Consider the following 23,687-nt stretch of genomic DNA (forward strand, 5'->3'; position numbering starts at 1 on the left):
AAAAATATATTTACATATAATTGAAAATATAATATCATAAAAATATCTTTATGATGTTAGGAGGAGAAAAAAATGAAAGAAACAAAAGCATGGTATATGAATGGATTCGCCGCTCTATTTTTCATCATCGCATTGCTTGCAGGGGCGGTTTGGTTGTTTTTTATGAAGACGCAACTTGTTCTTCCGCTTTTGTTTGCTCTTCTCGCTTTCTTACTAGCAACAGGCATGACGATGGTGCAACCTAATCAAGCAAAAGTTGTCACCTTTTTTGGAAAATATATCGGTACTATTCGCGATAGCGGCTTATTCCTCACTGTTCCATTTAGCGTTCGCAAAACCGTTTCATTACGCGTTCGCAACTTCAATAGCGCCAAATTAAAAGTGAATGATATTGAAGGAAATCCAATTGAAATTGCAGCTGTCGTCGTTTTTAAGGTCATTGATTCAGCAAAAGCAATATTTGATGTAGATAACTACGAACAATTTGTTGAGATTCAAAGTGAAACAGCGATTCGTCATGTCGCAACAAAATATCCGTATGATACATTTGAAAATGAAGACATTTCGTTACGTGGGAACGCCGACATTGTCTCAGAAGTATTAGCAAAAGAGCTGCAAGAACGTCTGAATGTTGCCGGTGTCGAAGTCATTGAAGCACGTTTAACGCACTTAGCATACTCCACAGAAATCGCAAACGCCATGTTACAACGCCAGCAAGCTACCGCCATCTTGTCGGCAAGGAAAAAAATTGTCGAGGGTGCTGTTTCCATGGCAAAAATGGCGATTGAACAGTTGGACAAAGAAGCTCATTTGCAGTTAGATGAGGAAAGGAAAGCAAACATGGTTAACAATTTGATGGTGGCGATTATTTCTGATCGCGGAGCCCAACCTGTCATCAATGCCGGAACGTTATACTAACGGTGAATACGAAATGACAAAGAAAAAAAACTTCCCGCTACGAATTGATCCAAAGTTGTATGAAATCATCGAACGTTGGGCACAAGATGAATTTCGAAGCGTGAATGCTCATATTGAATTTTTACTGCGTGAAGCAGCAAAGCGCGAAGGACGTTTGAAAGAAAATAAAAAGTAAAAAGGTGTCCCAGCTTTTTGGGACACCTTTTTCCATCATCATCCGATTCTATATATTTCAAACGCTCGCTTCATTATATACATGAACAAATCTTTTATTTTGCAAATACATGGTTTCCAATAATAACTGTCACTTGACGTGAGCGGATCCATTCGCTTTTCGCCGTTTTTGGATTGTAAAAATACAATGAGCCACTTCCTAAACCGCGAAAAGCAATGGCTTCTTCAACCGCTCGGTATGCTTCTCGGTCTGCTTGTTTGTTAATCTCGCCATTTTGTACAGGAGTAAACGCATAATATCCCCCTGAACGCTCATAAATGACTTGGCGAATCGTATTTGGAAAATTCGGATGATCAACACGGTTCAAAACGACCGTTGCAACAGCCACTTTTCCTGCATACGGTTCTCCTTTTGCCTCCGCATGAACGAGACGAGCTAATAAGTCTCTATCAGCTTGAGAGATCGGCTGTGGAATACGCAATGTCTCACCAACAAATAAAATATCCGATTGTTTTTGGTTGATTCGTTGAAGTTCTAGCAATGAAACATTGTAACTTTTTGCAATCGTCCAAAACGTTTCTCCCGGCTTCACATGATGAACCGTCGTTTGCGCAGCTACTTCAGTTGTTGAAAAACAAAAAGCTGCTACAATAACAGAAGCAAGTGCCAGTAATTTCCTCATATTATCCCTCCTAGTCCATTGCTCGCTTATAAGACTAGCAGGGATTTAGCAGTCTATCATTATCTAATTTATGGAAAAACTCCCGATCATATGGCGCTCAACGCCCGAGAAGGTATATGGAAATTTATTCATCTATTAAAATTGGTATTGTGTTTCATATTTATGTGGTCATTTTCAGCGTATATAACATTTTCTCAAAATCACAATACCCAAATAAAATAACCCGTATTGACAACTTACTTTTCGTAAGTTTATAATTATCTTGAAATCAAGATAAAGGTTGATGCATATGAACCAAAACGAGCAAACATTATCGTTAAAACTATTTGTTGTCCTTTCTAGGGCACATAAAGCTGTATCCGAGCATGTAAAACATGACATTCAACGTTACGGGCTGAATCCAACAGAGTTTGGCGTTCTCGATTTGTTGTATCACAAAGGGGCGCAGCCGATTCAGCAAATCGGTGATAAAATTTTACTCACTAGTGGAACCATGACATATGTCATGGACAAACTCGAAGAAAAAGGATATATCGTCCGACAACGTTGTGAAAAGGATCGGCGCATTACGTACGCTGTCATTACTGAAGAAGGAAAAGCATTAATGGATCACATTTTCCCACAGCACGCACAAAAAATGTCGGAAATTTTTCAATCTTTATCTACAGATGAAAAAGAAATGGCGATTCACTTGCTCAAAAAGATAGGTCTTTCATTAGCGCCGTTTTAAAGGCCTATCGCACAACTTTTATCTTGAAATCAAGATATATGAAAGGAGAAATGATTATGATGCACATTGGTATTTTACTTATTCGTCTAGCTGTCGGTTTGACTTTTGTCGGTCATGGAGCCCAAAAATTGTTTGGATGGTTCGGAGGATATGGTTTAAAAGGAACAGGTGGATGGCTCGAATCGATTGGATTAAAACCTGGAGTGACAATGGCTCTAGTTGCTGGTTTAGCAGAGTTCGTTGGCGGGCTATTGTTTGCTCTCGGACTGTTCACACCATTTGCAGCTTTGTTGATCGCCATGACAATGGTTGTAGCCATTGTAAAAGTACATGCGCTAAACGGATTTTGGGTAACACAAAATGGCTTCGAGTATAATTTTATTTTAATTGTCGTTGTGATCGGTGTTGCGCTTATCGGTGCAGGCGACTATTCACTTGACGCACTCATGAAATAAGGAAGGGGATTTTTCAATGATTCACATATATCGTGCACATGAACGATTTGAATCGAACCACGGTTGGTTGCAAAGTTATTTTAGCTTTTCATTTGCTGAATATTTTGATCGAAAAAATATGCACTTTGGCCCATTACGCGTATTTAACGATGATATCATCGCTCCACAACGCGGTTTTGGCGCTCATCCTCATCAAGAAATGGAGATTGTTACAGTCGTCTTAAAAGGACAACTCGAACATCGCGATAATCTCGGCAATCATCGCATCATCTCATTTGGTGAAGTACAACGAATGACAGCCGGAACAGGCATTATACATTCAGAAATGAATCCGTCTACTACAGAAGAAGTCAATCTTCTGCAACTTTGGTTTTTACCTAAAACGTACGGTCTTGCTCCGTCATATGAACAAATTTCATACGATGTTGAAAACATGAAAAATCGCTTATTGCCCATTGTTTCGAAAAAACAAATCGGTGAGCAAGTTGCCTATATTCACCAAGATCTAACAATGTATTTATCCGATTTAGAAAATAATGAGCATATAACATTCCATCAACAAGAAGGACGTCGAATGTATATGTTTGTTATTGAGGGGGAGATTGTTTTAAACGACGAAACGGTATTACACCGTCGTGACGCCGCTCGTATAACACATATGCCAATATTGCATATTACCGCAAAAGCAGATAGTCAATTTATGCTTATTGACTTACCATAGTTGCCAGAACTCCTTTTTCACTCATGGAGAAAAAGCTTTCCAAATGATATACAAATAACTATACACAGCCCAAAAAAGAAAAACTGCCTGAACGATCATCTGTATAGTGGCAAGCGATACACTTGCCACTATGCTTCTTTTGGTAACCAAAACGTAAGAAAACCAAATAAAGGAAGAAAACTACACATGACCATAAGCGTTTTTAACGTATAAACGTCAGCAATTTTCCCAAGTGCAACTGCCCCGAGCGCTCCCATACCAAATGCGAGACCGACAATTAATCCTGATGCCATTCCAACGTTTCCTGGAAGCAACTCTTGCGCATAAACAACAAAAGTAGCGAAACTAGACGATAAAATAAAGCCTGTGACAAAAACAATTGGCAAAACGAAATGAAGCGGCACATATGGCAAAATGAGTGCAAACGGTGCCGTACCAAGCGTGGATACAAAAATTAAATTTCGTCTCCCAAATCGATCAGCAAGCGGACCGCCAAAAACGGTACCGATCGCCCCTGCAATCATAAAAACAAACAAATAAAGCTGCGCTTCACGAATTGAAATATGATAATATTTCGTTAAATAAAATTGATAATAATTTGAAATTCCTGCATAATACCACGAACGTGCAAATACTAGCAACACGAGAAGAACGAGGGCAAATATAATTCGTTTGCTTGCATGCTTCTTTCTTTCTATTGTTCTGTTTGGACGATTTTTCAGTTGATGCAACTGAAGAGCGTACCATTTTGACACCCAAAATAAAACAGCCATTCCTAACGCCGCAACAATGACAAACCAACCTGCTCCCTTTTGACCAAACGGAACAAAAATGAGCGCTGTAAACAATGGGGCAAGGGCGTTTCCTGTATTGCCGCCAAGTTGGTAAATAGATTGAGCGAATCCCCTTCTCGCCCGCGCAGCAAAATAAACGACACGAGAACCTTCTGGATGAAAGATAGCTGAACCAAATCCAATGAATAAAACGGACAATAACACAAAGAAAAAATTAGGTGCAAACGCTAATCCGATCATCCCTAGCAAGCTTGCCCCCATACCAAGCGGCAAAAAGCTCGGTGATGGATACCGATCGGAAAATAATCCGACAACCGGTTGCAAGATGGACGAAGTCATATTGAGCGTAAATGCAATCCAACCGATTTGTGTATAAGATAAATGCATCGATGATTCCAAAATCGGAAACAGCGCTGGCACCACAGCTTGCATCGCGTCATTCAATAAATGACCAATACTAATGGCAATTAAAATAGGATAAACAACAGTTTGCATATTTACTCGCTGTTCAACACTTGTTTGCATTTTCCTCTCTCCCTACAAAACAAATGGAATATTTACATTATAATAACTTCAACAAATATTTCAATTTTTTTGCTTGCTCAATAAAAAACGCCTCATCATATTGATGAGACGCTTTTCAACCTATTGATAATTTAGAAAAGCCCACGCGTGTTTCCATATTCATCAACATCCATTTGAAGCGCTGCTGGTTGTTTTGGAAGCCCTAGCATCGTCATGACATCACCGATTAACACAACGAGAAAACTAATATGTAAAAACTTTTCCACACCTAAATCCGCGCCAAATTCAGCTTCTGCCACGACGTAATCCTCGGGCTTTTGCGCCATTTTCATTGCGATAACGCCATTGCACCCATGAGCGATGTTCGCGAACGAGCCATCGTGCACAAGTTATATAGCTACAAATGAGAAGTTTAACTTCATTTTTTCGACTGTTAATAGATCATGCTTGCTCATATGAAAGCTACAAAGTGCATGTATATAAACTCCTACTTAACATTCACATTGCACTTCACAACAAGATAAATCCGTTAAATACATTTGATTTTTTTCATAGTATCTAAACACTTCCTCGTCATGTGGAAGTTGAAATCGATCAACAAGTTGTTTGGCCACCACTGCAAATCTTTGTCTAAATTTATATATAAAACAAAAGATTGCCTTTTCATGTGCAACACTGGGACCAATCAAAAATAAATTGTTAACTAATGTTGATTCATCATTTACGGTCAATTTCGGCTTTCCATTTTCTCCCCACTCAAACAATGAATAAATTTCCTCTGCCCCTGAACGGAAACCTGTAGCTAAAATCGGCTGTTGATTTGTCTGAAGTGTTTCGTTATTTGAAAGAAATAATGTATATGTTGATTTTTGTTTTTCTATTTTTTCAACTTCTACATCCTCTATAAAATACAGTCGCTCTGTTTCTAGTGCTTCTTTTAAACGCTCCCATGTATAAGGTGCTAAGGAAACGCTTGGATCTGCCTCTTTTTGCGCAAATAATCGATATTTAGAAATAACTGTGACTTCATTTCCAAGAGAAATAAGGTTTACAGCAGCATCTATTCCACTTTCATAGCTCCCTATGACAATATAATGGCGATTTTTATTAAACGTTTTCCAACTATCTACGTAGCGATTATGCAGCGCATGCTCTGCCCCTGGAAATGGTTGAGCGTTTGGAAATTGAAATTCCCCAGTTGCCCAAATAACAGCGTCAGCCTCATATTTCCCTTCATTCGTTTCTAACTGGAATCGACTTTTTGACGGAAAAACACGATTGACATTTACACCTTCGCGAATCGGTAAATCAAAGTGTTCGGCCAACAAGTCTAAATACAAAGCATAGTCTTCTCCACTTAATCTTTCCTTTTGTAGAGTGTATGCCGGTGAGGTAGTGGGGGACACAGCATTTAAATCTAATGCACCGAAACCTTGACCAACAAACGAAGGAGTAATAAAACGCATTTCTTTTGGCCATTGTCGAAACGAAGAACCAATGCAATCACGCTCTAATATTCCAAAATTCTCTATTCCTAACTGTTTTAATAAAATTCCCATTCCAATTCCTGCTGGGCCAGCTCCAACAATAATAAAAAAAGGTTGCATTGTATCACCTCTTGATAACAGTAATTATTACGATTTAAAATATAACATAAACACTTTTCAATAACAATAGTAATCATGTTATGCTTAAATATGCATGTAATTTTGTTACAAAAAATTTATCATCCTTTGAAAATCAAACATACCAAAGGCCTTTGGCAAAACCCTTCAGACTGTTGAAAAACGATTTTGTCAAGGGCAAAACCGTTTTTCAATTGTATACTTTAGGTAGCTCACACCGGTAAGTGGTTGCATATTTGTGAGTTTATCTTCCTTAAGTTAAGGTATTTTAAAAATTCGACAATCTAAAGAAAGAAAAAGCCCACGTCTTTCGTGAACTTTTTTCTTGACGCTCCACTTTTTCAACACTTTGCGAAGAAGCCACACGAGCTTCTTCGCAAACTTTTTTATTCCCCTTTCAACTTCACCGCTGTACCTGTCGCAATGCACATCATCATTCCATCGCGCAACGTTTCAAAGTCAAGATCGACACCAATGACTGCATTCGCGCCCATATTGCGCGCTTTTTTCACCATTTCTTGTACAGCCATATCCCGTCCTTCAGCTAGCTTGCTCTCGTATGTTCCGCTCCGACCGCCAATAATATCGGTAATGCTCGCTAAAAAATCGCGGACAACGTTGGCGCCTAAAATGACCTCCCCAGACACTAAGCCAAGGTATTGCTCAATTTGCTTTCCTTCAATGCTGTTTGTTGTTGTAACAATCATGTAAACCCACCGCTTTCTTTATTTAATTTGTTTTTAATAAAACGACGCCTATAATAACAAATGCAATTCCTACGATCTTTTTGACACTTATCATTTCATGAAACAAAAACAAACCGATGAACGTAATGCATACAATACCTAATCCTGACCAAATGGCATATGCAATGGAAACATCAATTCCTTTTAAAGCCATAGCAAGTGATGTAAAACTGATTAAGTAACAAACAAACATGACAATTGTCGCCCATATGTTCGTAAGTCCATTCGACCATTTCATCGCAGTTGTTCCGATGACTTCGAAGATAATTGCTACAGATAAATATAACCAATACATATTTTTATTCATCCCCTAAGCATACAATTAGGAAAATCAGTCATGAGCGCTTTTACATCCCGTTTAATCAACTCAGTAAGCAAAAGCGGATCATTCATAGTGTATACGCAAATGTCCATCTTTTTACTGATTTCCTCTCCTTCCCGAGAAATTAAAAAATTCCAATCACCATGAATTTCCTTTGCATGACATACACGAGCCTTATCCAATACATCACATTGAGAACCTTCTACTAACATGGCTTTATCAACATTTGGATCAAGCTGATACAACCGATATAAACTCCGAATAGAAAAGGAGGAGCAAACAATACGATGCGACCACGAACGATATGAATACAACAAAGTGAGCAATTTTTCCTCCATGCCATCGTAATGAATTATACCATTTTTTAACTCAATATTCAAAATGATTGATCTTTTTTGATCAGATAGCCAATCCAAAACTTCTGCTAACGCTGGAATTCGTTCTCTTGCAAAACGAGGATGAAACCAGCTTCCGGCATCTAATTGGCGAAGCTGACGAAATGAAAAGTCTTTTACATACCCTATCCCATCTGTTGTTCGTTCTATACACTCATCGTGAATAACAACTAGTTCCCCATCTTTTGTCATTTGGACATCTAATTCTATACCATCTACCCCTAGCTCATACGCTCGTTGAAAAGCAATCATTGTATTTTCAGGATACTCCCCGCTAAATCCTCGATGAGCATAAATATACATGATTGTTCTACTCCTCTCATAATGAAAGGATGCCCTAGTGGACACCCTTCTTATTTATCGTTTTTTCGCCATTTCTAATTCGCGATTTATCTCATTAGCTGCTTGCTCAAGCGCTTGTTTTGGATCAACACCTTGATATAAACTTTCCATAGCGCTAACAATACGCTGACGCGCTTGTGGAAAAACAGAGATTAATGCTCCTTGAGTCGCTGGTGTGGCCTTCGTTTCTTTCAATTGGTTTACTGTTACTTTAAGTTGTGGGTACTTTTCCCATTGTTCTTTCACAAGTGGCAAATCATAAGCGGCCGGATTGACTGCAAAATACCCTGTATAAACATGCCATTTTGCTTGTACTTCCGGAGTCGTCACGTATTTCATAAATTCCCATGCTGCTTTTTTCTTTGCATCATCCACATCTTTCATTAACCATAATGACGCTCCTCCAATAATGACTCCTTGTCTTTCGACATCATCTGGAACTGGCAAATAAGATACTCCGACTTCAAACGGCGCATGATCAACAATCGTCCTTACTCCTGCTGAAGAATCTAAATACATAGCCATTTTTCCAGATTGGAAAGCAGCACGCATATCATCCCAGTTTTGACCGACATTATAAAACGTTCCTTCTTTATACATATCATAAATGAGTTGAAATACACGTAGCCCTTCTTCTCCATTAAACTTTACTGCTGTTGCTTCTCCTTTTCGCCCATTGTCTTCATTTACATAAAGACCACCTTGTACAGCTAACATTTGTTCAAAAAACCAACCATAATTCAAGATTGAAAAACCATATTTCCCATCTTTCGTTAACGCTTTCGCTGCTGATTTTAATTCACTATATGTCATTGGAGGTTTTTCTGGATCTAAACCAGCTTCCTTAAAAGCATCTTTATTGTAAATAAGTACAGGTGTCGATGAATTAAACGGCATAGAGTAAATTTTTCCATTTACCGTATAGTAATTTACAATATTTTTTTCCCATTGTGATACGTCATACCCTTCTTGATCAATTAACGTTTGGACAGGTTCAATTTTCCCGCTTTCAATCATATATTTTGTCCCAATTTCAAATGTTTGCATAATAGTCGGTGAATCTTTTGTTCCAGCTACGGCATTAAATTTTGTCAACGCCTCTTCATACGTTCCTTGAAATACGGGTTTAACCTCAATTTCTGTTTGTGAAGCATTGAAATCATCCACAATTTCATTTAACGCTTTTTCTAAATCCCCACTCATCGCATGCCAAAAAATCACTTCTGTTTTTGGCGATGATTCCTCCTCTTTCACTTGTGATGTTGCCTCTTCATTGCTATCGCTACATCCTGCTAGAGTTGACGCTAACATACACGCATATATCCATTTTTTCACAATTAATTCCCCCTAACTATTTAATTGCTCCTTGCATCAAACCTTTTTGCAATTGCTTTTGCCCAACAAATAATAAAAGTAACGTTGGTAAAATAACAATCATTACCGCAGCCATCACCACCCCCCATTCCGTCGCCATTTCTTGCGTTTGCATTTGTTTTAAGCCAATTTGAACCGTTCGTACACGTTCATCATTCGTTACAAGGAGCGGCCATAAATACATATTCCATGTTGTTAGAAAGCTATAAATTCCTAATGTAGTTAAACTTGTTTTTGAAAGAGGCAAAACGACATACCAGAAAAAACGAAAATGTTTTATGCCTGATACTTGTGCCGCTTCGTATAGCTCAAATGGAATGGTTTTAAAATGTTGACGCAACAAAAATATGCCGAAAGCCAAAGCGAAAAACGGAACCGTTAAACCGAAGTAATTATTCGTCCATCCTAAAGCTTGAACAGTTAAATAGTTTGGAATGACTGTTGCCTCCCAAGGAATAAGCATCGTTGTAATTGTTAAAAAAAACAATACATTTCTCCCAGGAAAACGAAGAAAAACAAAAGCATATGCCGCCAAACTAGAGACAATTAGCTGTCCAATCATCACAACGAATGAAACAAAAAAACTATTCCACAAATATCTCGCTAGCGGAACTTTTTCAAATGCAGCTGCATAGTTTCGAAAAGACCAATCATTTGGCCACCACCTTCCTTGTAAAAGCTCAGCACCGCTTAGAAAGCTAATAAGAAATGCATACATCATCGGAAACATCAAAATGATTGCACAAACAACTAACATGGCATACAACACGATTTTTTTTAGAAGGTTCATTGATAATGCACCTTCCTTTCAACAAGTACAAATTGTAAAAACGTCACAACTAGCACGATCAAAAACAATACTACTGCTTGAGCACTTGCAAACCCGAAATTATAATTGATAAACGCTTCCCGATAAATGGAGTAAACAAGTACAGTTGTCGCATTCATAGGACCGCCCTTCGTTAAAATATCGATTTGCCCAAATGTTTGAAAAGAATGGATAAGTGAAACAGTCACAATGAAAAATAAAGTCGGTGATAATAATGGAATAGTAATGCGCCATAGTTGATACATGCGGCTGAGTCCTAAAACATTTGCATTTTCATATAATGTGACGTCAATATTTTGAAGCCCGCCTAGTAAAATTAAAAAAGAAAAGCCGATATTCATCCAAACTGTTGCAATGGCAACAGCAATTAAGGCTGTATCAGGATGGAGTAGCCATTGACGTTCCTCACCGCCAAATGCAACAATAAGTTTGTTTATTATTCCTACAGCAGGATTGTACATAAACATCCAAATGACAGAAGATGCCGCCACACTCATTCCTAGCGTCGAAGAAAAACATGTACGAAACAGCTGTATTCCTCTTAGTTTTTCATTTGCTAAAAGAGCTAAGAAGAAAGAAATAATTACCGTTGGAGGAACAGTGTATAAAACAAACAAAAACGTCGCTTTCATGCTCTCTTTAAAATTTCGATCTTCCAGTAAATAAAGAAAATGTTCTAATCCAACATATGCCGTTGGGTTTCCTTGGAAATCCGTCATATGCAAGCTTAAGTAGCCTGTTTGAACCATTGGATAAAAAACAAAAATTGAAAATAGGAGGAAAGAAGGAAAAATATATAAAACTCCTTCAATAGCTCGTTTCATCGTATGTGACATACTTATCTCCCTCTTTCACTATTCTTTTCCCTTCTTCATCGAAAAATAGAACGTGCTCGTCATGAATTGAAATACGTACTTGTTGTCCTACTTCAATTGGATGTTGCCCATGCCACCGAGCAATCCATTCATCTTGTTCTGTTAGTTTTAATGTAACAAGTGTTTCTGTACCTAGCCGTTCAACATGTGTAACTGTTAGCCATACATGTGGCTCGTGTTCATGTGCAAGTCTAATGTGTTCTGGTCGAACACCAATCGTTCCATATTTATTGTCCATTTGCGCGTGATGAGCAATCTTTACAATCCATTCTTGTTGTAATAAAAATAAATCGTTTAACTTATGTACTTTAGCCATATTCATTGGAGGAGAACCAATAAATGAAGCAACAAATGTATTGTTCGGATTGTTATATACATACAACGGTTCGCCAATTTGCTGAATTCGTCCATCATATAATATCATCATCCGATCAGCCATCGTCATTGCTTCTACTTGGTCGTGTGTCACATAGATGATTGTCATACCAAGTTGACGTTGCAGTTGACGAATGTATGAACGCATATGTGTACGCAATTTTGCATCTAAATTCGATAGTGGTTCATCCATTAGGCAAATCGGTTTTTGAGAAACGATAGCTCGTGCAAGTGCTACTCGTTGTCTTTGCCCTCCCGAAAGGTGACGCGGTTTCTTTTGAAGATAATCCGTTAAGCCTAACATTTCAGCTACATCTTTACAACGTCTTCGCTTCTCTTCCTTTGACAGTTTCGCAGTATATAATCCTAGCATTATATTGTTTTCAACAGTTAAATGTGGGTATAACGCATAGTTTTGAAATACCATGGATATATATCGTTCGCTTGGTGGCGTATTGTTCATTTCTTTCCCTGCTATTTTTAATTGTCCATCGGTAATGTACTCTAAACCAGCAATCATGCGTAACAACGTACTTTTCCCGCATCCTGACGGACCAACAAGAACAAAAAATTCCCCCTCTTGAATTTGTACACTTATATCATGAAGAACAAATGTTTTTCCATCGTAAGACTTACTTACATTCCTCAATTCAATCATTGTAATCCCTCTTTCTCAGCTATTTTCCATAATAACGGATTTCCCGTCGATACAGCTTGTGCTCCTTTTCGTAATGCTTGAACCATTTGACCACGATTTTGGATTAATCCTCCTGTAATAACTGGAATTTTTATTTGCTTCACTAAATGATCAACCATGTCAGGTACGATGCCAGGCATAACTTCAAGCGCATCTGGCATAACTTGTTGAATGGCTTGTAGCCCGTTTTCAACGGCGTCTGTATCTACTAAAAATAAACGTTGAATTGTCCATAGCTTTTCCTTTTTCGCTAACTGAATCAACGTGCTTTTTGTCGAAACAATTCCGTGCGGTTGAACAAATTTTGATAAAAACTGTAATCCCTCTTTGTCATAACTAATGCCCGGTATTTTTTCGATATGTACAAATACATAGCGATCATGAGCTTTTAACAACTCAACGTACCTTTTGATGACGCTAATTGTACCGGTTTGCAGTAGTGCTGTTCTCCACTTCGTTTGTAAAAATAGCTCAATATGCTTCGGTTGCTTAATTGTCGCAATAAATTGATCTTGTAAAAACATACAAACTTCCTCCTTGTAAACAAAAAGAAACCGAAAACAACGGCAGAATGACATATCCACGCTGTTGTTACGGTTTCTCCTTTTCTCCACCTTTTTTATTCACTTTTCTGATTTTGATTTTATCTTTCTTTTGTTAAAAACATATTATATTTATTTAAATATTTTGTTAATTATATGTTAAGAAAATCGGCTCCCAAACAGGAAACCGATTTTCTTAATCATAAAAGTTCGTTCCGTCTGTCACTTCTTTCACAATGCCAGCACGAATGACGAAGTCGCCAAAACGCTCGCCGTCAAGCCGTTCTTTCGCATAGTGAGAAAGGAGCATACGAAGTTCAGATAAAATTTCTTTTTCCCCGATATTTTCACGATATAACTTGCCGAGGCGGCTGCCGTCAAACGCCGCACCGAGGTACATATTATATTTACCGATGGATTTGCCGATAAATGCAATTTCTCCAAGCACATGGCGTGCACAGCCGTTCGGACAGCCGGTCATGCGAATCGTTATTTCCTCGTCACAAAGCCCGTTTTCCTCCACAATTTCTTCGATTTTATCAAGCAGTTTTGGCAAATAGCGCTCCGCTTCTGCCATCGCTAATCCGCACGTTGGCAAAGCCACACAGGCTAACGAATTGCGGCGAAGGGCACTATAATGTTTCCCATCTGTTAATTTGTATCGCTTAATAAGCGTATCAATTTCTTCTTTTTTCTCACTTGGCACATTGGCGATGACTAAGTTTTGGTTAGCGGTGAGACGGAAATCGCCCGTATGCACTTTTGCAATTTCTCTCAAGCCTGTCATTAACGGATAATCATCCGTATCTTTCACTCGACCGCCCTCAACAAATAACGTAAAATGCCACGTATCGTTTACCCCTTCAACCCAGCCATAGCGATCGCCATTGTGTTCAAAATGATACGGACGCGCTTCTTCTAGCTCCCAGCCAAGTCGGCGTTCTAATTCTGCTTTGACAGCTTCAAGCCCTAATCGGTCGATCGTATATTTAAAACGGGCGTGTTTTCGTACGGAGCGATTGCCGTAATCGCGCTGAATCGTGACGACTTTTTCTGCCACATCAATGACTTGTTCTGGCTTACAAAAACCGATGACTTTCGCTAGCTGCGGATATGTCGTGCGGTCGCCATGCGTCATTCCCATCCCCCCACCGATCGCTACATTAAAACCGACGAGCTTTCCTCGTTCGACAATCGCAATAAAACCAAGGTCTTGCGAAAATACATCGACATCGTTTGACGGTGGGACGGCAATGCCGATTTTAAATTTCCGCGGCAAGTACAGTGCTCCATAAATCGGCTCTTGCTCTACTTCTGGTGTACCGGCTACTTTTTCTTCATCCAACCAAATTTCGTAATACGCTCTTGTTTGTGGCAATAAATAATCACTTAACCTTTTCGCCCATTCATACACTTCCGCATGCACTTCTGACTGGTACGGATTTGGGTTGCACATAACGTTTCGATTCACATCGCCACATGCCGCCAACGTTGTCAGTAGGGCATCATTAATGGCTTGAAGCGTTTTTTTCATATTCCATTTCAATACGCCATGAAACTGAAACGCTTGCCGTGTCGTAAGCTTCAATGTCCCGTTCGCATACGTCCGCGCCAATTCATCCATCGCAAGCCACTGTTCTGGTGTCGCTACACCGCCTGGGGTACGGACGCGAATCATAAATTGATACGCTGGCTCTAATTTTTGTTTTTGCCGCTCTGCTCTTACATCGCGATCATCTTGCAAATAGCTGCCATGAAATTTCATTAATCGGTTGTCATCTTCTGGAATGCCGGCGGTGATGCGATCTTCCATCGTTTCTTTCAATGTGCCGCGCAAATAGTTGCTTTCTCGTTTAATGCGTTCAACATCGCTTGGCTGTCCATCTGGCGCGGTTAATAAAAATTTTCCCACAATGATCCCCCCTAATATACGTCTCGTTGGTACCGTTTTTGTTTTTGCATCTCTGCTATATACGCTTCCGCTTGTTCGCTACTCATCTGCCCTTCTTTTTCGATAATATGAATAAGCGTCTGGTGAACGTCGCGCGCCATGCGTTGTTTGTCGCCACAAACATAAACGGCTGCCCCTTCTTCTAACCATCGGAACAATTCTTTGCTCTGTTCAATCATTCGGTGTTGGACGTACACTTTTTCTTTTGTATCGCGCGAAAATGCGACGTCCATTTTCGTTAACACACCGTTTTTCAACCACGTTTGCCATTCCGTTTGATAAAGGAAATCTGTCACGAAATGTTGATCGCCAAAGAACAGCCACGATTTCCCTTTCGCCCCCATCGCCTCACGCTCTTGTAAAAAGCTACGGAACGGCGCAACCCCCGTACCTGGCCCAATCATAATAATTGGTGTATGTGCGTCTTTCGGCGGTTTAAAGTTCGGATTGTGATGAACGAACACAGGAAGTTTGTCACCAATGTGTAAACGTTCGGCACAAAACGTTGAGCACACTCCTTTCCGTAAGCGCCCATGTGCTTCGTAACGAACCGCGCCAACGGTGATATGCACTTCATCTGGATAAGCTAGCAAGCTACTTGCGATTGAATAAAAGCGCGGTTGCAACTTTCGTAATGAAGAGACGAGCTGCTGTGGTGTCATCTCCCACGAACCGAAGTCACAAAGAACATCGAGCACATCGCGTCCTTTCATATATTCTTTTCTTTTCGCTTCTTGCTCAGAAGAAAGGAGCGCATGGAAGTCTGGGTCGCCCGAAAACGAAGCAAATGCTTGCAATAATGGCTCGGTTAATACGGTAATTTCTAACCGCGACAACAACGCTTCTCGTAACGGCTCTTCCTTTTCTTCAATAGAAACAAGTATGTCTGGACTCCATTTCATTTTTTCAATCATGGCGTCGACAAGTTCTGGGTCGTTTGTCGGAAAAACACCGAGCGAATCGCCTGGTTCAAATACAAGCCCTGAACCTTCGAGCGATAATTCGATATGGCGCGTTTCTTTATTTGAACCGCGTCCATTTAAATTGATGTTTTCTAATACTTCTGCTTGAAACGGATGCTTTCGTGAATAAAGCGCAGTTGGCTTTACTTGTGCAGAGGGCGCTGCTACGGAAACCGCTCCGTGCTTATCTAGCTCGTTCAGCACCCCTTCAAGCCATTTCGCTACCGCTTCTTCGTAATCGACGTCACAATCGACGCGCTCGTATAACCGCTTGCCGCCTAGCTCTTCTAACCGTTTATCGAAATCTTTTCCCGTCTTGCAAAAATGCTCATACGACGTATCGCCGAGCGCCAATACCGAAAAACGAAGATGATTGAGCTTCGGTGCGCGCTTGCTATGGAGAAATTCGTAAAATGACAAGGCGTTATCTGGTGGTTCACCTTCTCCGTATGTGCTAACGACAATGAGCAACGTATTGATTTTTTTCAACTCGTTCGGCTTAAAATCAAGCATCGAGAAAACGGTCACATGAAACCCGCGATGTTTGAGTGCTTCCCCTGCTTTTTCCGCCAATTTTTGTGCGTTTCCTGTTTGCGACCCGTAAAGGATCGTCACTTCTTTCGTTATAGATGCTTCTTGTTGAAGCGCTCCGACCGACTCGGTTGCAGCTAAATACCCGCTTAGCCAAAGTTTTTGTGCTGGCGTTAATGTCGGCAAAAGCCAATTCAGGAGCTCAACTTGTTTTTCATTAAATGGACTGTTTGTCACTTGAAATGGCAACCTTGTTCACCTCTTTTTTCTACTATTCCTATAAATCAAGTATGTTTTATTTGACTTTACCGCAAAAAATAAAATTAGTAAAATAAATATAAATTATCAGAACTATTTATTTTTTTAATAACTAAGGAGCGATCGTCGTGTACGAAGAATTAAAAACATTTATTACATTAGTCGAGGTGAAAAATTTCACAAAAACAGCAGACATTCTTCATTTATCCCAACCGAGTGTGAGCTTGCATATTAAAAATTTAGAAAAAGAATTCCAAACGAAACTATTCATTCGCTCGCCGAAAAAATTACAAATGACGCCAACGGGAGAACTGCTTTACGATCGGGCGAAAAAGATGATTGCCTTGTACGAGCAAACAAAACAAGACATTTTACAACATCACGATTGTGTGAAAGGGACATTAAAAATCGGGGCTAGCTTTACAATTGGAGAGTACGTGCTACCTTCTTTTTTATTTGCTTTACAAAACGATTACCCAGACTTGCATCTCGAAGTCATCATTGGCAATACGAAAGAAATTGTAGAGCTCGTCCGCACGTATCAAACGGATATCGGTTTAATTGAGGGACAAACGAATGAAAAAGAGCTTACGGTATACCCGTTTATGCAAGATGAGCTAGTTATCGTTGCTTCGAACGACCATCCGCTCGTTTGCCAACAAGCCGTATCGATAAACGATCTACAAAATCAACTATGGATTACACGTGAATTAGGATCAGGCACACGTGAATATTTTCATCATTTCATTCGCTCAAACGGGCTAAAAGTGAAATCGCTTATGATCATTAGCAGCAATCAAGGAATTAAAGAAACGTTAATGCGCGGAAACGGATTAGCCTTTCTTTCACGCCATGTGATTGAGCGTGAATTAAAACAAGGTCATTTATCGATCGTCTGCTTAAAGCATCCTCCTTTTTACCGAACGTTTTCTTATCTTTATGCACCAACCATGAAAGACAACAAACTTATACATTTATTTATTGATTTACTTCAACAAAAAAGGATGTGACAAACAAGTTGCTTTGTCACATCCCGACCGCTTAATGTTCCTCTAACTGTGAAACAGGAACGCGCTGTTGCTTTTCAGGGTTGTCTAAAAAATGAATCGTTGCCATTTCTGTTTGCGTATCGACATGTTCGATATAGACAGATTTCCCGCGATACGTCACATCTTTCATATCAGGTGACTCGGCAATTTGTTGTGCACGTATGATGTTCATCCCGCTTTCCTCCTTTCAAACAATTATTATCGTCTACGTTTTGCATCAAAATATGCAAAAAAAAGAGCACCAAAAGGCACCCATTACATTAATTCAAACAACTTCTTTTTATTTTGTTGTACTTTTTCTTCTAACACTTTCACTTTTTCTTTTAACGCTTGCATGTTGGCGTCATTTGAAGACAATTTCTTTTCTAACGCACGAATTTCATTTTTCACCGCTTTTAACTGGTTAGAAGTAGAAATAAGTTTTCCAATCCATTTGTCTAGTTCTTCTTGTTTTTCTTCCTCGTCATCTTCATCTGTTTGCACAACTGTCGATTGTTCAAGAGTTGTCACAGTTGTACTACCTTGTTCACTGACTACTTGTGTTGTTTCGTCTGTTGTTTGCTCGATCTGTGTCGGCGTTTCTTCTGTTTGCACTGGTTGTTCGTTTGACATGCTAAGCGCTGCGAGTGCTACTGTTATCTCATCCAAACGCAATTCGATCTTACCGAGCTTTTTATTTAATTCTACTAATTTGTTTTTCAACATTTGTTGTTCTTTTTTCTGTTTGGCTAGTTCTTGTTTTTTCTTTGCTTCTTCTTTTTTCTTTTGCGCTAGCTGTTGTTTTTTCTTCGCTTCTTCTTTTTTCACAACAATATGGCTCTTCTCTACATGTTTTCCGTCATGCTTTGCTGCGAAAGTAGGGGAAGCAATAAGCATCGATGCTAATAAAATCGGTAATCCTTTTTTCAACATTACCCTTCTCCTCCGTTTCATATGTATGTTTTTTTGGTAATGGCAGCTGGCTGGCATAGGTTCTCCCCTTAGCCCCTATAGCTTTGCGACGCTAAGTTTCCTTAGCTGTGCCTTTGCTTTTATTATACTTCGCTTATTTTCATGCACATGAATCGAAAGTCCTTATTTTTCTAGTAAATATATGCGAAAATAAAGGAAGAAGCGGTCGAAGATAGAAATGGTATGATAAAAAAAGGGGGACAGTTATGCTAGAAAGATGGTTGAAAGAATCTTCGCATACAGTCGTATTTACTGGGGCAGGAATGTCGACAGAAAGTGGGCTGCCTGATTTTCGTTCGACAAATACAGGACTTTGGCGTACGAAAAATCCGCAGCAATTAGCAAGTACGTATGCGCTAAAACATAACCGCGGGGAATTTATCGCGTTCTACCAATATCGCATTCGCACGCTTCTTGAATGCGGGCCGCATATTGGGCATACGATTTTGGCCAATTGGCAAAAACGAGGGCTTATTCATCAAATCGTCACGCAAAATGTCGATGGATTTCACCAACAAGCAGGCAGTACAAATGTCGTCGAATTGCACGGGACGTTGCGAACCGTCTATTGCTTGCGCTGTAAGCAAACGTACGATGCGAAACGATATGTAGACAAGCAGGTTGAGTGCACATGTGGCGGCTTTTTGCGCCCTTCCGTCGTCTTATTTGGCGAATCGTTGCCATATGATGCAATTGAACAAGCATGGACAGCAGCCGAACGGGCGGACTTATGGATTGTGCTCGGCTCTTCTTTACAAGTATCGCCGGCGAACGAGCTTCCTGTCATCGCCAAACGAAGCGGGGCAAAACTTGTTATCGTGAATATGGAACCGACGCCATTCGATGATTGGGCAGATTTAATTGTACATGGCCGTAAAATCGGAGAAGTGTTGCAGGAAATTGACGAATTCCTTTAATTGTGTCCCAAAATGTGTTCTTTTGGGACACAATCATTGCTTATTCTTTATTTTCCAAAAACCATTCGTATATTGCTTTTGCCTCACGTTCATCAACATCAACGACTTTTATGCGTATGCCAGGCATGACTGTTGCACGTACGGTACATAACCGAGCCCGTTGTTGCATACGAGTTTGTGACATCGTCAACGATTGAATACGATGCTTTAGCATATATACTGTTTTGATCGTCAACCATCCACGTCTCAACACAAGTTGCTTGCCCCCGAGCGCCACTCCCGCTTGTTTATACGTCCGATAACCGATATACATTGCGATCAAAAGAAAAAAAAGAGTTTCAAATCGCTGGAAATATATGATTGCTACGATCGTAATCGGCATGACGATATAAGTGGGTCTTAATATATAACGCCAACGTGCACGTGTAGGTAACGATTGAAACGAATCATGCAAACGATATTCAGGCAAACAAGCAGCAATAAGTGAAGTGACTTCATTTGTTCGAACGAGCGGAAACAACAAAAGACTCCCATGTTTTCCATCATCGAGCGACCCACCTGCATGAATAAGATGAACAGAAACATACCCAAACCATCGACGAACCAAGCTCTCCTTAATCACAACGCCTTGCACACGTTCAACAGGCGTAGAAATACTCTTTTTTTGCAGCAACCCAGTTGTAATCATTAGCGTGTTTTTTTGTTTCACAACCGTAAAATTCATATAGCCCAAAAGATGACCAACGATAGACAAAATATAAGCGATAATTAGCATTGTAAACAAAAGTACAATGGTAGAAGTCGTATCATCTATTGGTAAAAACGTTTTTAGCCGTTCAAACGGAATAAAATTATCAAATTCAGAAAGAAATGCACCGATCGCCGCAATAACACCAAAAGCGCCGCCGCTTGTTACAGCTAAAAAAAGCACGTCGCCAAAACGAAGTGTAAATACAACATCTGTCTCATGCTTTATGAGCAAGTTCCCTTCGTTTAATTTGCGTATTGCACGCTCGATTTGATTGGCTTCTTCTATTGAAACGGCTGGCAACACGACTTCCGGTTCATCAATTTGCCTTCCAGCTGTTTCAATATGTACTTGCACAACACCTACAAGCCGCTGTAACACCCCTGACGAATGTGAAATACCTTGAATACGCTCAAACGGAATATACCGTTTCTTTTTTACAAATATCCCTTGTTCAATATACATGTCATTTTCTTCTAAACGATATGTAAATCGCTTCCATGACATATATCCAGCAAACATAGCGTATAAAAGAAATAAAAACAACGGCGACCAATCAGCAAAAGGATTACCTGTTTTCTCTTTTATCGCAATCAGTAAGGCAAGGGCAAGAAAAGGTCCTTGTTTCAACCGCTTCATCGTGTAAATGACAATCGCAATCGGATGTAACCGTTTCGTCTCATGCGTCATAGTCATCTTCCTTTACTAAAGAAGAAATGTAATCACGCAGCGTTTCTGCCTCTTGTTCATCAAGAAATGGAATTTCATGCGCTGTTGCCGCTGTATAAATGTAAATGGAAGCAAGTTTATATTTTCTAGCTAACGGACCTTGCTTTGCATCGACATGTTGAACGCGATGGATGGGAATAAGGGTACGCTTTCGAATCCATACTCCGTGCTCGAGTTCAATTTCTCGATCGCGAATCATATATCGCCAGCGTTCCCATTTCCATCGTGGAACGAAAAAAACGAATAAAATAGCGTCTACAATCCATAAAAAAACTAACACCCAAACAATCCATGTTGGAACGAAAAAACTAGTAATCACGTACAAAAGCAAAAAAATAATTAAACGAATGGCTTCATATATCCGCCATACAGACACAGCCCGTTCAGAAAGTTTGTTTTTCATCTTTCACATCCTCTTTTCTAACAGGTTTATCATATATAACTTTACAACATTTTTATCATATGTTAAATTATTTTTAAAGTTCATAATTTTTCATCTACTAGGGGTGTCCAATAGCTTGGACTGAGAGAAGAACGCGCAAAAGTTCTTTGACCCTTTGAACCTGATCTGGGTGATGCCAGCGTAGGGAAGTAGATGGTGCGAGTGTTTTTTGCTTGTACTATTTGCGGACAAAATCAGGTTCTCGTTACAGAACCTGATTTTTTTACGTATTGGCATTGCTCCAACTAAAAAATGAAAAAGGAGCGAGTGAAAATGAATGACTTATTTTCTAACATGCAATTTCCTTCAAGTAAAAAAGTATATGTGAGAGGGACACGCGAAGACATTCTTGTTCCGATGCGTGAAATTCAACTCACACGAACGAAAACAGAGACAAACATATCGGATAATGAACCAATTCGAGTATATGATACAAGCGGGCCATATACTGATCCACAGTTTGAACCGAACATTCATCAAGGACTGCCAAAATTAAGAGAAAAATGGATAGAAGAACGCGGCGATGTAGAACAATACAAAACTCAGCCATTTAACACAAACCTACCTTTCCAATGCAGAAGATTCCGCGCAAAGAAAGGAAAAACTGTTACACAAATGCACTATGCAAAACGAGGGATTATTACACCAGAAATGGAGTTTGTTGCAATACGTGAACAAATGAATCCAGAATTTATTCGACAAGAAGTTGCGGCAGGTAGAGCAATCATTCCAGCTAATATTAATCATCCGGAAAGTGAACCGATGATTATCGGAAGTCAGTTTCATGTAAAAATTAATGCAAATATTGGAAATTCATCTGTTACATCTTCAATGGATGAAGAAGTTGAAAAAATGCTCTGGGCAATTCGCTGGGGAGCAGATACAGTCATGGATTTATCAACCGGAAAATTTATACATGAAACTAGAGAATATATCATTCGAAACTCTCCTGTTCCAGTTGGTACTGTACCGATTTATCAAGCATTAGAAAAAGTGAACGGTATTGTTGAAAATTTATCATGGGACATTTATCGTGAAACATTAATCGAGCAAGCGGAACAAGGTGTGGATTATTTCACCATTCATGCAGGTGTGCTACTTCGCTATATTCCATTGACGATCAATCGAACAACAGGCATCGTCTCGCGTGGCGGTTCAATAATGGCACAATGGTGTTTAGCACATCATGAAGAAAACTTTTTATACACTCATTTTGAAGAGATTTGTGAAATTGTAAAAACTTACGATGTTGCTATTTCACTTGGCGATGGGTTACGTCCAGGTTCTATTGCGGATGCAAACGATGAAGCTCAATTTGCCGAATTGCAAACACTTGGAGAATTAACAAAAATCGCTTGGACACACGATGTTCAAGTTATGATTGAGGGACCCGGACATGTTCCAATGCATAAAATTAAAGAAAATGTCGATAAACAAATTGAAATTTGTCACGGGGCACCTTTTTATACATTAGGTCCTATAACTACCGACATTGCACCAGGCTACGATCATATTACTTCTGCCATCGGTGCAGCGCTTATCGGTTGGCATGGTACAGCTATGCTTTGCTATGTCACTCCGAAAGAACATCTTGGTTTACCGAATAAAGAAGATGTGCGCCAAGGTGTCATCGCCTATAAAATTGCCGCTCATGCAGCTGATTTGGCCAAAGGACATCCTAATGCACAACAACGAGACGACGCCTTGTCAAAAGCAAGATTTGAGTTTCGGTGGTACGATCAATTTAACTTGTCTTTAGATCCTGAACGTGCACGTGAGTATCACGATGAAACATTACCAGCTGAAGGAGCAAAACTTGCCCACTTTTGTTCAATGTGCGGTCCTAAATTTTGTTCAATGAATATCTCGCATCAACTACAAAAAACGTTTCGAAGAGGCTAGTTTATTTGTTACAAGGGGCTGATCCAAAAAGCCCCTTTTTAAATAAAACAAAAATATGAGACATTTTTTATTTATCATATTTCACAAAATGGACACATATCATTTGTATCAGACTTGGTCATCCA

General features: G+C 39.6%; 25 protein-coding genes, 1 pseudogene and 2 riboswitches. Of the genes and pseudogenes, 8 read left to right on the plus strand and 18 right to left on the minus strand.

The genetic code is table 11. The annotated features are described in order from the left end of the window. The first annotated feature begins 72 nt into the window (after positions 1 to 72). A complete protein-coding gene (locus ACYQY7_RS06060; RefSeq protein WP_461201208.1) occupies positions 73 to 918 on the plus strand; it encodes an SPFH domain-containing protein in 846 nt (281 codons plus the stop codon). Positions 919 to 931: 13 nt separating this feature from the next. Beyond that, positions 932 to 1,093, plus strand: a complete 162-nt coding sequence (locus tag ACYQY7_RS06065) for a type II toxin-antitoxin system antitoxin (protein WP_003397421.1) — start codon at positions 932 to 934, stop codon at positions 1,091 to 1,093. 94 nt (positions 1,094 to 1,187) lie between these two features. On the opposite strand, the gene ACYQY7_RS06070 is transcribed toward ACYQY7_RS06065, so the two are convergent. Then, complete coding sequence (locus ACYQY7_RS06070) at positions 1,188 to 1,775, minus strand: cell wall hydrolase (RefSeq protein WP_461201209.1); 588 nt, start codon at positions 1,773 to 1,775, stop codon at positions 1,188 to 1,190. Positions 1,776 to 2,064: 289 nt separating this feature from the next. Between ACYQY7_RS06070 and ACYQY7_RS06075 the strand changes: the two genes are divergently transcribed. The 3 genes from ACYQY7_RS06075 to ACYQY7_RS06085 are packed head-to-tail and all read left to right on the plus strand — an operon-like array spanning position 2,065 to position 3,681. After that, positions 2,065 to 2,505: a MarR family winged helix-turn-helix transcriptional regulator gene (locus ACYQY7_RS06075; protein WP_461201210.1), complete on the plus strand. Its 441-nt coding sequence runs from the start codon at positions 2,065 to 2,067 to the stop codon at positions 2,503 to 2,505. Between the two features lie 56 nt (positions 2,506 to 2,561). Next, positions 2,562 to 2,960, plus strand: a complete 399-nt coding sequence (locus ACYQY7_RS06080; protein ID WP_461201211.1) for a DoxX family protein — start codon at positions 2,562 to 2,564, stop codon at positions 2,958 to 2,960. Positions 2,961 to 2,976: 16 nt separating this feature from the next. Beyond that, positions 2,977 to 3,681, plus strand: coding sequence for a pirin family protein (locus ACYQY7_RS06085; RefSeq protein ID WP_461201212.1), 705 nt, complete (start codon positions 2,977 to 2,979; stop codon positions 3,679 to 3,681). 128 nt (positions 3,682 to 3,809) lie between these two features. Here the strand turns inward: ACYQY7_RS06085 and ACYQY7_RS06090 are convergent, their stop codons facing one another. From ACYQY7_RS06090 to ACYQY7_RS06150, 13 genes and pseudogenes are all read right to left on the minus strand, one after another. Further along, on the minus strand, positions 3,810 to 5,000 hold the full coding sequence (locus ACYQY7_RS06090; protein ID WP_461201213.1) for an MFS transporter: 1,191 nt from the start codon (positions 4,998 to 5,000) through the stop codon (positions 3,810 to 3,812). A 131-nt stretch (positions 5,001 to 5,131) separates the two neighbouring features. After that, a pseudogene (locus tag ACYQY7_RS06095) lies at positions 5,132 to 5,389 on the minus strand (formate--tetrahydrofolate ligase); the annotation flags it as partial. Between the two features lie 102 nt (positions 5,390 to 5,491). Further along, positions 5,492 to 6,607, minus strand: coding sequence for an NAD(P)/FAD-dependent oxidoreductase (locus ACYQY7_RS06100; protein ID WP_461201214.1), 1,116 nt, complete (start codon positions 6,605 to 6,607; stop codon positions 5,492 to 5,494). A gap of 404 nt (positions 6,608 to 7,011) precedes the next feature. After that, on the minus strand, positions 7,012 to 7,332 hold the full coding sequence (locus ACYQY7_RS06105) for a YbjQ family protein (protein WP_461201215.1): 321 nt from the start codon (positions 7,330 to 7,332) through the stop codon (positions 7,012 to 7,014). A gap of 22 nt (positions 7,333 to 7,354) precedes the next feature. Beyond that, positions 7,355 to 7,666 carry a DMT family transporter gene (locus tag ACYQY7_RS06110; RefSeq protein WP_461201216.1) on the minus strand — a complete coding sequence of 104 codons (312 nt, stop codon included), beginning with the start codon at positions 7,664 to 7,666 and terminating at the stop codon, positions 7,355 to 7,357. A gap of 8 nt (positions 7,667 to 7,674) precedes the next feature. Continuing rightward, on the minus strand, positions 7,675 to 8,391 hold the full coding sequence (locus ACYQY7_RS06115; protein WP_461201217.1) for a glycerophosphodiester phosphodiesterase: 717 nt from the start codon (positions 8,389 to 8,391) through the stop codon (positions 7,675 to 7,677). A 54-nt stretch (positions 8,392 to 8,445) separates the two neighbouring features. Further along, positions 8,446 to 9,741, minus strand: coding sequence for an ABC transporter substrate-binding protein (locus ACYQY7_RS06120; RefSeq protein WP_461201245.1), 1,296 nt, complete (start codon positions 9,739 to 9,741; stop codon positions 8,446 to 8,448). 40 nt (positions 9,742 to 9,781) lie between these two features. Then, positions 9,782 to 10,594, minus strand: coding sequence for a carbohydrate ABC transporter permease (locus ACYQY7_RS06125; RefSeq protein WP_055441408.1), 813 nt, complete (start codon positions 10,592 to 10,594; stop codon positions 9,782 to 9,784). Then, complete coding sequence (locus ACYQY7_RS06130) at positions 10,591 to 11,469, minus strand: carbohydrate ABC transporter permease (protein WP_461201218.1); 879 nt, start codon at positions 11,467 to 11,469, stop codon at positions 10,591 to 10,593. Before ACYQY7_RS06130 ends, ACYQY7_RS06125 begins: the two co-directional genes overlap by 4 nt. Next, positions 11,441 to 12,541: an ABC transporter ATP-binding protein gene (locus ACYQY7_RS06135; protein WP_461201219.1), complete on the minus strand. Its 1,101-nt coding sequence runs from the start codon at positions 12,539 to 12,541 to the stop codon at positions 11,441 to 11,443. The genes ACYQY7_RS06130 and ACYQY7_RS06135 overlap by 29 nt, the downstream gene beginning before the upstream one ends. Beyond that, a complete protein-coding gene (locus ACYQY7_RS06140) occupies positions 12,538 to 13,104 on the minus strand; it encodes a glycerol-3-phosphate responsive antiterminator (protein ID WP_461201220.1) in 567 nt (188 codons plus the stop codon). The genes ACYQY7_RS06135 and ACYQY7_RS06140 overlap by 4 nt, the downstream gene beginning before the upstream one ends. A gap of 214 nt (positions 13,105 to 13,318) precedes the next feature. Continuing rightward, on the minus strand, positions 13,319 to 15,034 hold the full coding sequence (cysI, locus tag ACYQY7_RS06145; RefSeq protein WP_461201221.1) for an assimilatory sulfite reductase (NADPH) hemoprotein subunit: 1,716 nt from the start codon (positions 15,032 to 15,034) through the stop codon (positions 13,319 to 13,321). Positions 15,035 to 15,045: 11 nt separating this feature from the next. After that, a complete protein-coding gene (locus ACYQY7_RS06150) occupies positions 15,046 to 16,815 on the minus strand; it encodes an assimilatory sulfite reductase (NADPH) flavoprotein subunit (RefSeq protein WP_461201222.1) in 1,770 nt (589 codons plus the stop codon). Between the two features lie 137 nt (positions 16,816 to 16,952). Here ACYQY7_RS06150 and ACYQY7_RS06155 point away from each other — a divergent pair, with 137 nt between their 5' ends. Beyond that, complete coding sequence (locus tag ACYQY7_RS06155) at positions 16,953 to 17,834, plus strand: LysR family transcriptional regulator (RefSeq protein WP_461201223.1); 882 nt, start codon at positions 16,953 to 16,955, stop codon at positions 17,832 to 17,834. A gap of 31 nt (positions 17,835 to 17,865) precedes the next feature. Here the strand turns inward: ACYQY7_RS06155 and ACYQY7_RS06160 are convergent, their stop codons facing one another. Then, positions 17,866 to 18,045 carry a small acid-soluble spore protein H gene (locus ACYQY7_RS06160; protein WP_461201224.1) on the minus strand — a complete coding sequence of 60 codons (180 nt, stop codon included), beginning with the start codon at positions 18,043 to 18,045 and terminating at the stop codon, positions 17,866 to 17,868. Between the two features lie 83 nt (positions 18,046 to 18,128). Then, a complete protein-coding gene (locus ACYQY7_RS06165) occupies positions 18,129 to 18,785 on the minus strand; it encodes a hypothetical protein (protein ID WP_461201225.1) in 657 nt (218 codons plus the stop codon). A 38-nt stretch (positions 18,786 to 18,823) separates the two neighbouring features. Beyond that, positions 18,824 to 18,907: riboswitch (cyclic di-GMP riboswitch) on the minus strand. 123 nt (positions 18,908 to 19,030) lie between these two features. On the opposite strand from ACYQY7_RS06165, the gene ACYQY7_RS06170 reads away from it, so the two are divergent. Further along, the gene (locus tag ACYQY7_RS06170; protein WP_461201226.1) at positions 19,031 to 19,741 is read left to right on the plus strand and encodes an NAD-dependent deacylase; all 711 of its coding nucleotides are present in this window, start codon (positions 19,031 to 19,033) and stop codon (positions 19,739 to 19,741) included. A 40-nt stretch (positions 19,742 to 19,781) separates the two neighbouring features. Here the strand turns inward: ACYQY7_RS06170 and ACYQY7_RS06175 are convergent, their stop codons facing one another. Both ACYQY7_RS06175 and ACYQY7_RS06180 read right to left on the minus strand, forming a co-directional pair. Then, positions 19,782 to 21,179: a PH domain-containing protein gene (locus tag ACYQY7_RS06175; RefSeq protein ID WP_461201227.1), complete on the minus strand. Its 1,398-nt coding sequence runs from the start codon at positions 21,177 to 21,179 to the stop codon at positions 19,782 to 19,784. Beyond that, entirely contained in the window at positions 21,169 to 21,621 is a 453-nt protein-coding gene (locus tag ACYQY7_RS06180) for a PH domain-containing protein (RefSeq protein WP_461201229.1), read from the minus strand. The genes ACYQY7_RS06175 and ACYQY7_RS06180 overlap by 11 nt, the downstream gene beginning before the upstream one ends. An 89-nt stretch (positions 21,622 to 21,710) precedes the next feature. Further along, positions 21,711 to 21,825: riboswitch (TPP riboswitch) on the plus strand. Positions 21,826 to 21,933: 108 nt separating this feature from the next. Here ACYQY7_RS06180 and thiC point away from each other — a divergent pair. After that, on the plus strand, positions 21,934 to 23,562 hold the full coding sequence (gene thiC, locus ACYQY7_RS06185) for a phosphomethylpyrimidine synthase ThiC (RefSeq protein ID WP_461201230.1): 1,629 nt from the start codon (positions 21,934 to 21,936) through the stop codon (positions 23,560 to 23,562). Positions 23,563 to 23,687: the final 125 nt, after the last annotated feature.

It is taken from the genome of Anoxybacillus sp. TBDG-1 (assembly GCF_054815885.1).

Excerpts from the sequence above, each read along its gene's own strand:
- ACYQY7_RS06060 (WP_461201208.1), top strand. The coding sequence starts at position 73 with ATGAAAGAAACAAAAGCATGGTATATGAATGGATTCGCCGCTCTATTT.
- ACYQY7_RS06065 (WP_003397421.1), top strand. The coding sequence starts at position 932 with ATGACAAAGAAAAAAAACTTCCCGCTACGAATTGATCCAAAGTTGTAT.
- ACYQY7_RS06070 (WP_461201209.1), bottom strand. The coding sequence starts at position 1,775 with ATGAGGAAATTACTGGCACTTGCTTCTGTTATTGTAGCAGCTTTTTGT.
- ACYQY7_RS06075 (WP_461201210.1), top strand. The coding sequence starts at position 2,065 with ATGAACCAAAACGAGCAAACATTATCGTTAAAACTATTTGTTGTCCTT.
- ACYQY7_RS06080 (WP_461201211.1), top strand. The coding sequence starts at position 2,562 with ATGATGCACATTGGTATTTTACTTATTCGTCTAGCTGTCGGTTTGACT.
- ACYQY7_RS06085 (WP_461201212.1), top strand. The coding sequence starts at position 2,977 with ATGATTCACATATATCGTGCACATGAACGATTTGAATCGAACCACGGT.
- ACYQY7_RS06090 (WP_461201213.1), bottom strand. The coding sequence starts at position 5,000 with ATGCAAACAAGTGTTGAACAGCGAGTAAATATGCAAACTGTTGTTTAT.
- ACYQY7_RS06100 (WP_461201214.1), bottom strand. The coding sequence starts at position 6,607 with ATGCAACCTTTTTTTATTATTGTTGGAGCTGGCCCAGCAGGAATTGGA.
- ACYQY7_RS06105 (WP_461201215.1), bottom strand. The coding sequence starts at position 7,332 with ATGATTGTTACAACAACAAACAGCATTGAAGGAAAGCAAATTGAGCAA.
- ACYQY7_RS06110 (WP_461201216.1), bottom strand. The coding sequence starts at position 7,666 with ATGTATTGGTTATATTTATCTGTAGCAATTATCTTCGAAGTCATCGGA.
- ACYQY7_RS06115 (WP_461201217.1), bottom strand. The coding sequence starts at position 8,391 with ATGTATATTTATGCTCATCGAGGATTTAGCGGGGAGTATCCTGAAAAT.
- ACYQY7_RS06120 (WP_461201245.1), bottom strand. The coding sequence starts at position 9,741 with ATGTTAGCGTCAACTCTAGCAGGATGTAGCGATAGCAATGAAGAGGCA.
- ACYQY7_RS06125 (WP_055441408.1), bottom strand. The coding sequence starts at position 10,594 with ATGAACCTTCTAAAAAAAATCGTGTTGTATGCCATGTTAGTTGTTTGT.
- ACYQY7_RS06130 (WP_461201218.1), bottom strand. The coding sequence starts at position 11,469 with ATGTCACATACGATGAAACGAGCTATTGAAGGAGTTTTATATATTTTT.
- ACYQY7_RS06135 (WP_461201219.1), bottom strand. The coding sequence starts at position 12,541 with ATGATTGAATTGAGGAATGTAAGTAAGTCTTACGATGGAAAAACATTT.
- ACYQY7_RS06140 (WP_461201220.1), bottom strand. The coding sequence starts at position 13,104 with ATGTTTTTACAAGATCAATTTATTGCGACAATTAAGCAACCGAAGCAT.
- ACYQY7_RS06160 (WP_461201224.1), bottom strand. The coding sequence starts at position 18,045 with ATGAACATCATACGTGCACAACAAATTGCCGAGTCACCTGATATGAAA.
- ACYQY7_RS06165 (WP_461201225.1), bottom strand. The coding sequence starts at position 18,785 with ATGTTGAAAAAAGGATTACCGATTTTATTAGCATCGATGCTTATTGCT.
- ACYQY7_RS06170 (WP_461201226.1), top strand. The coding sequence starts at position 19,031 with ATGCTAGAAAGATGGTTGAAAGAATCTTCGCATACAGTCGTATTTACT.
- ACYQY7_RS06175 (WP_461201227.1), bottom strand. The coding sequence starts at position 21,179 with ATGACGCATGAGACGAAACGGTTACATCCGATTGCGATTGTCATTTAC.
- ACYQY7_RS06180 (WP_461201229.1), bottom strand. The coding sequence starts at position 21,621 with ATGAAAAACAAACTTTCTGAACGGGCTGTGTCTGTATGGCGGATATAT.
- thiC (WP_461201230.1), top strand. The coding sequence starts at position 21,934 with ATGAATGACTTATTTTCTAACATGCAATTTCCTTCAAGTAAAAAAGTA.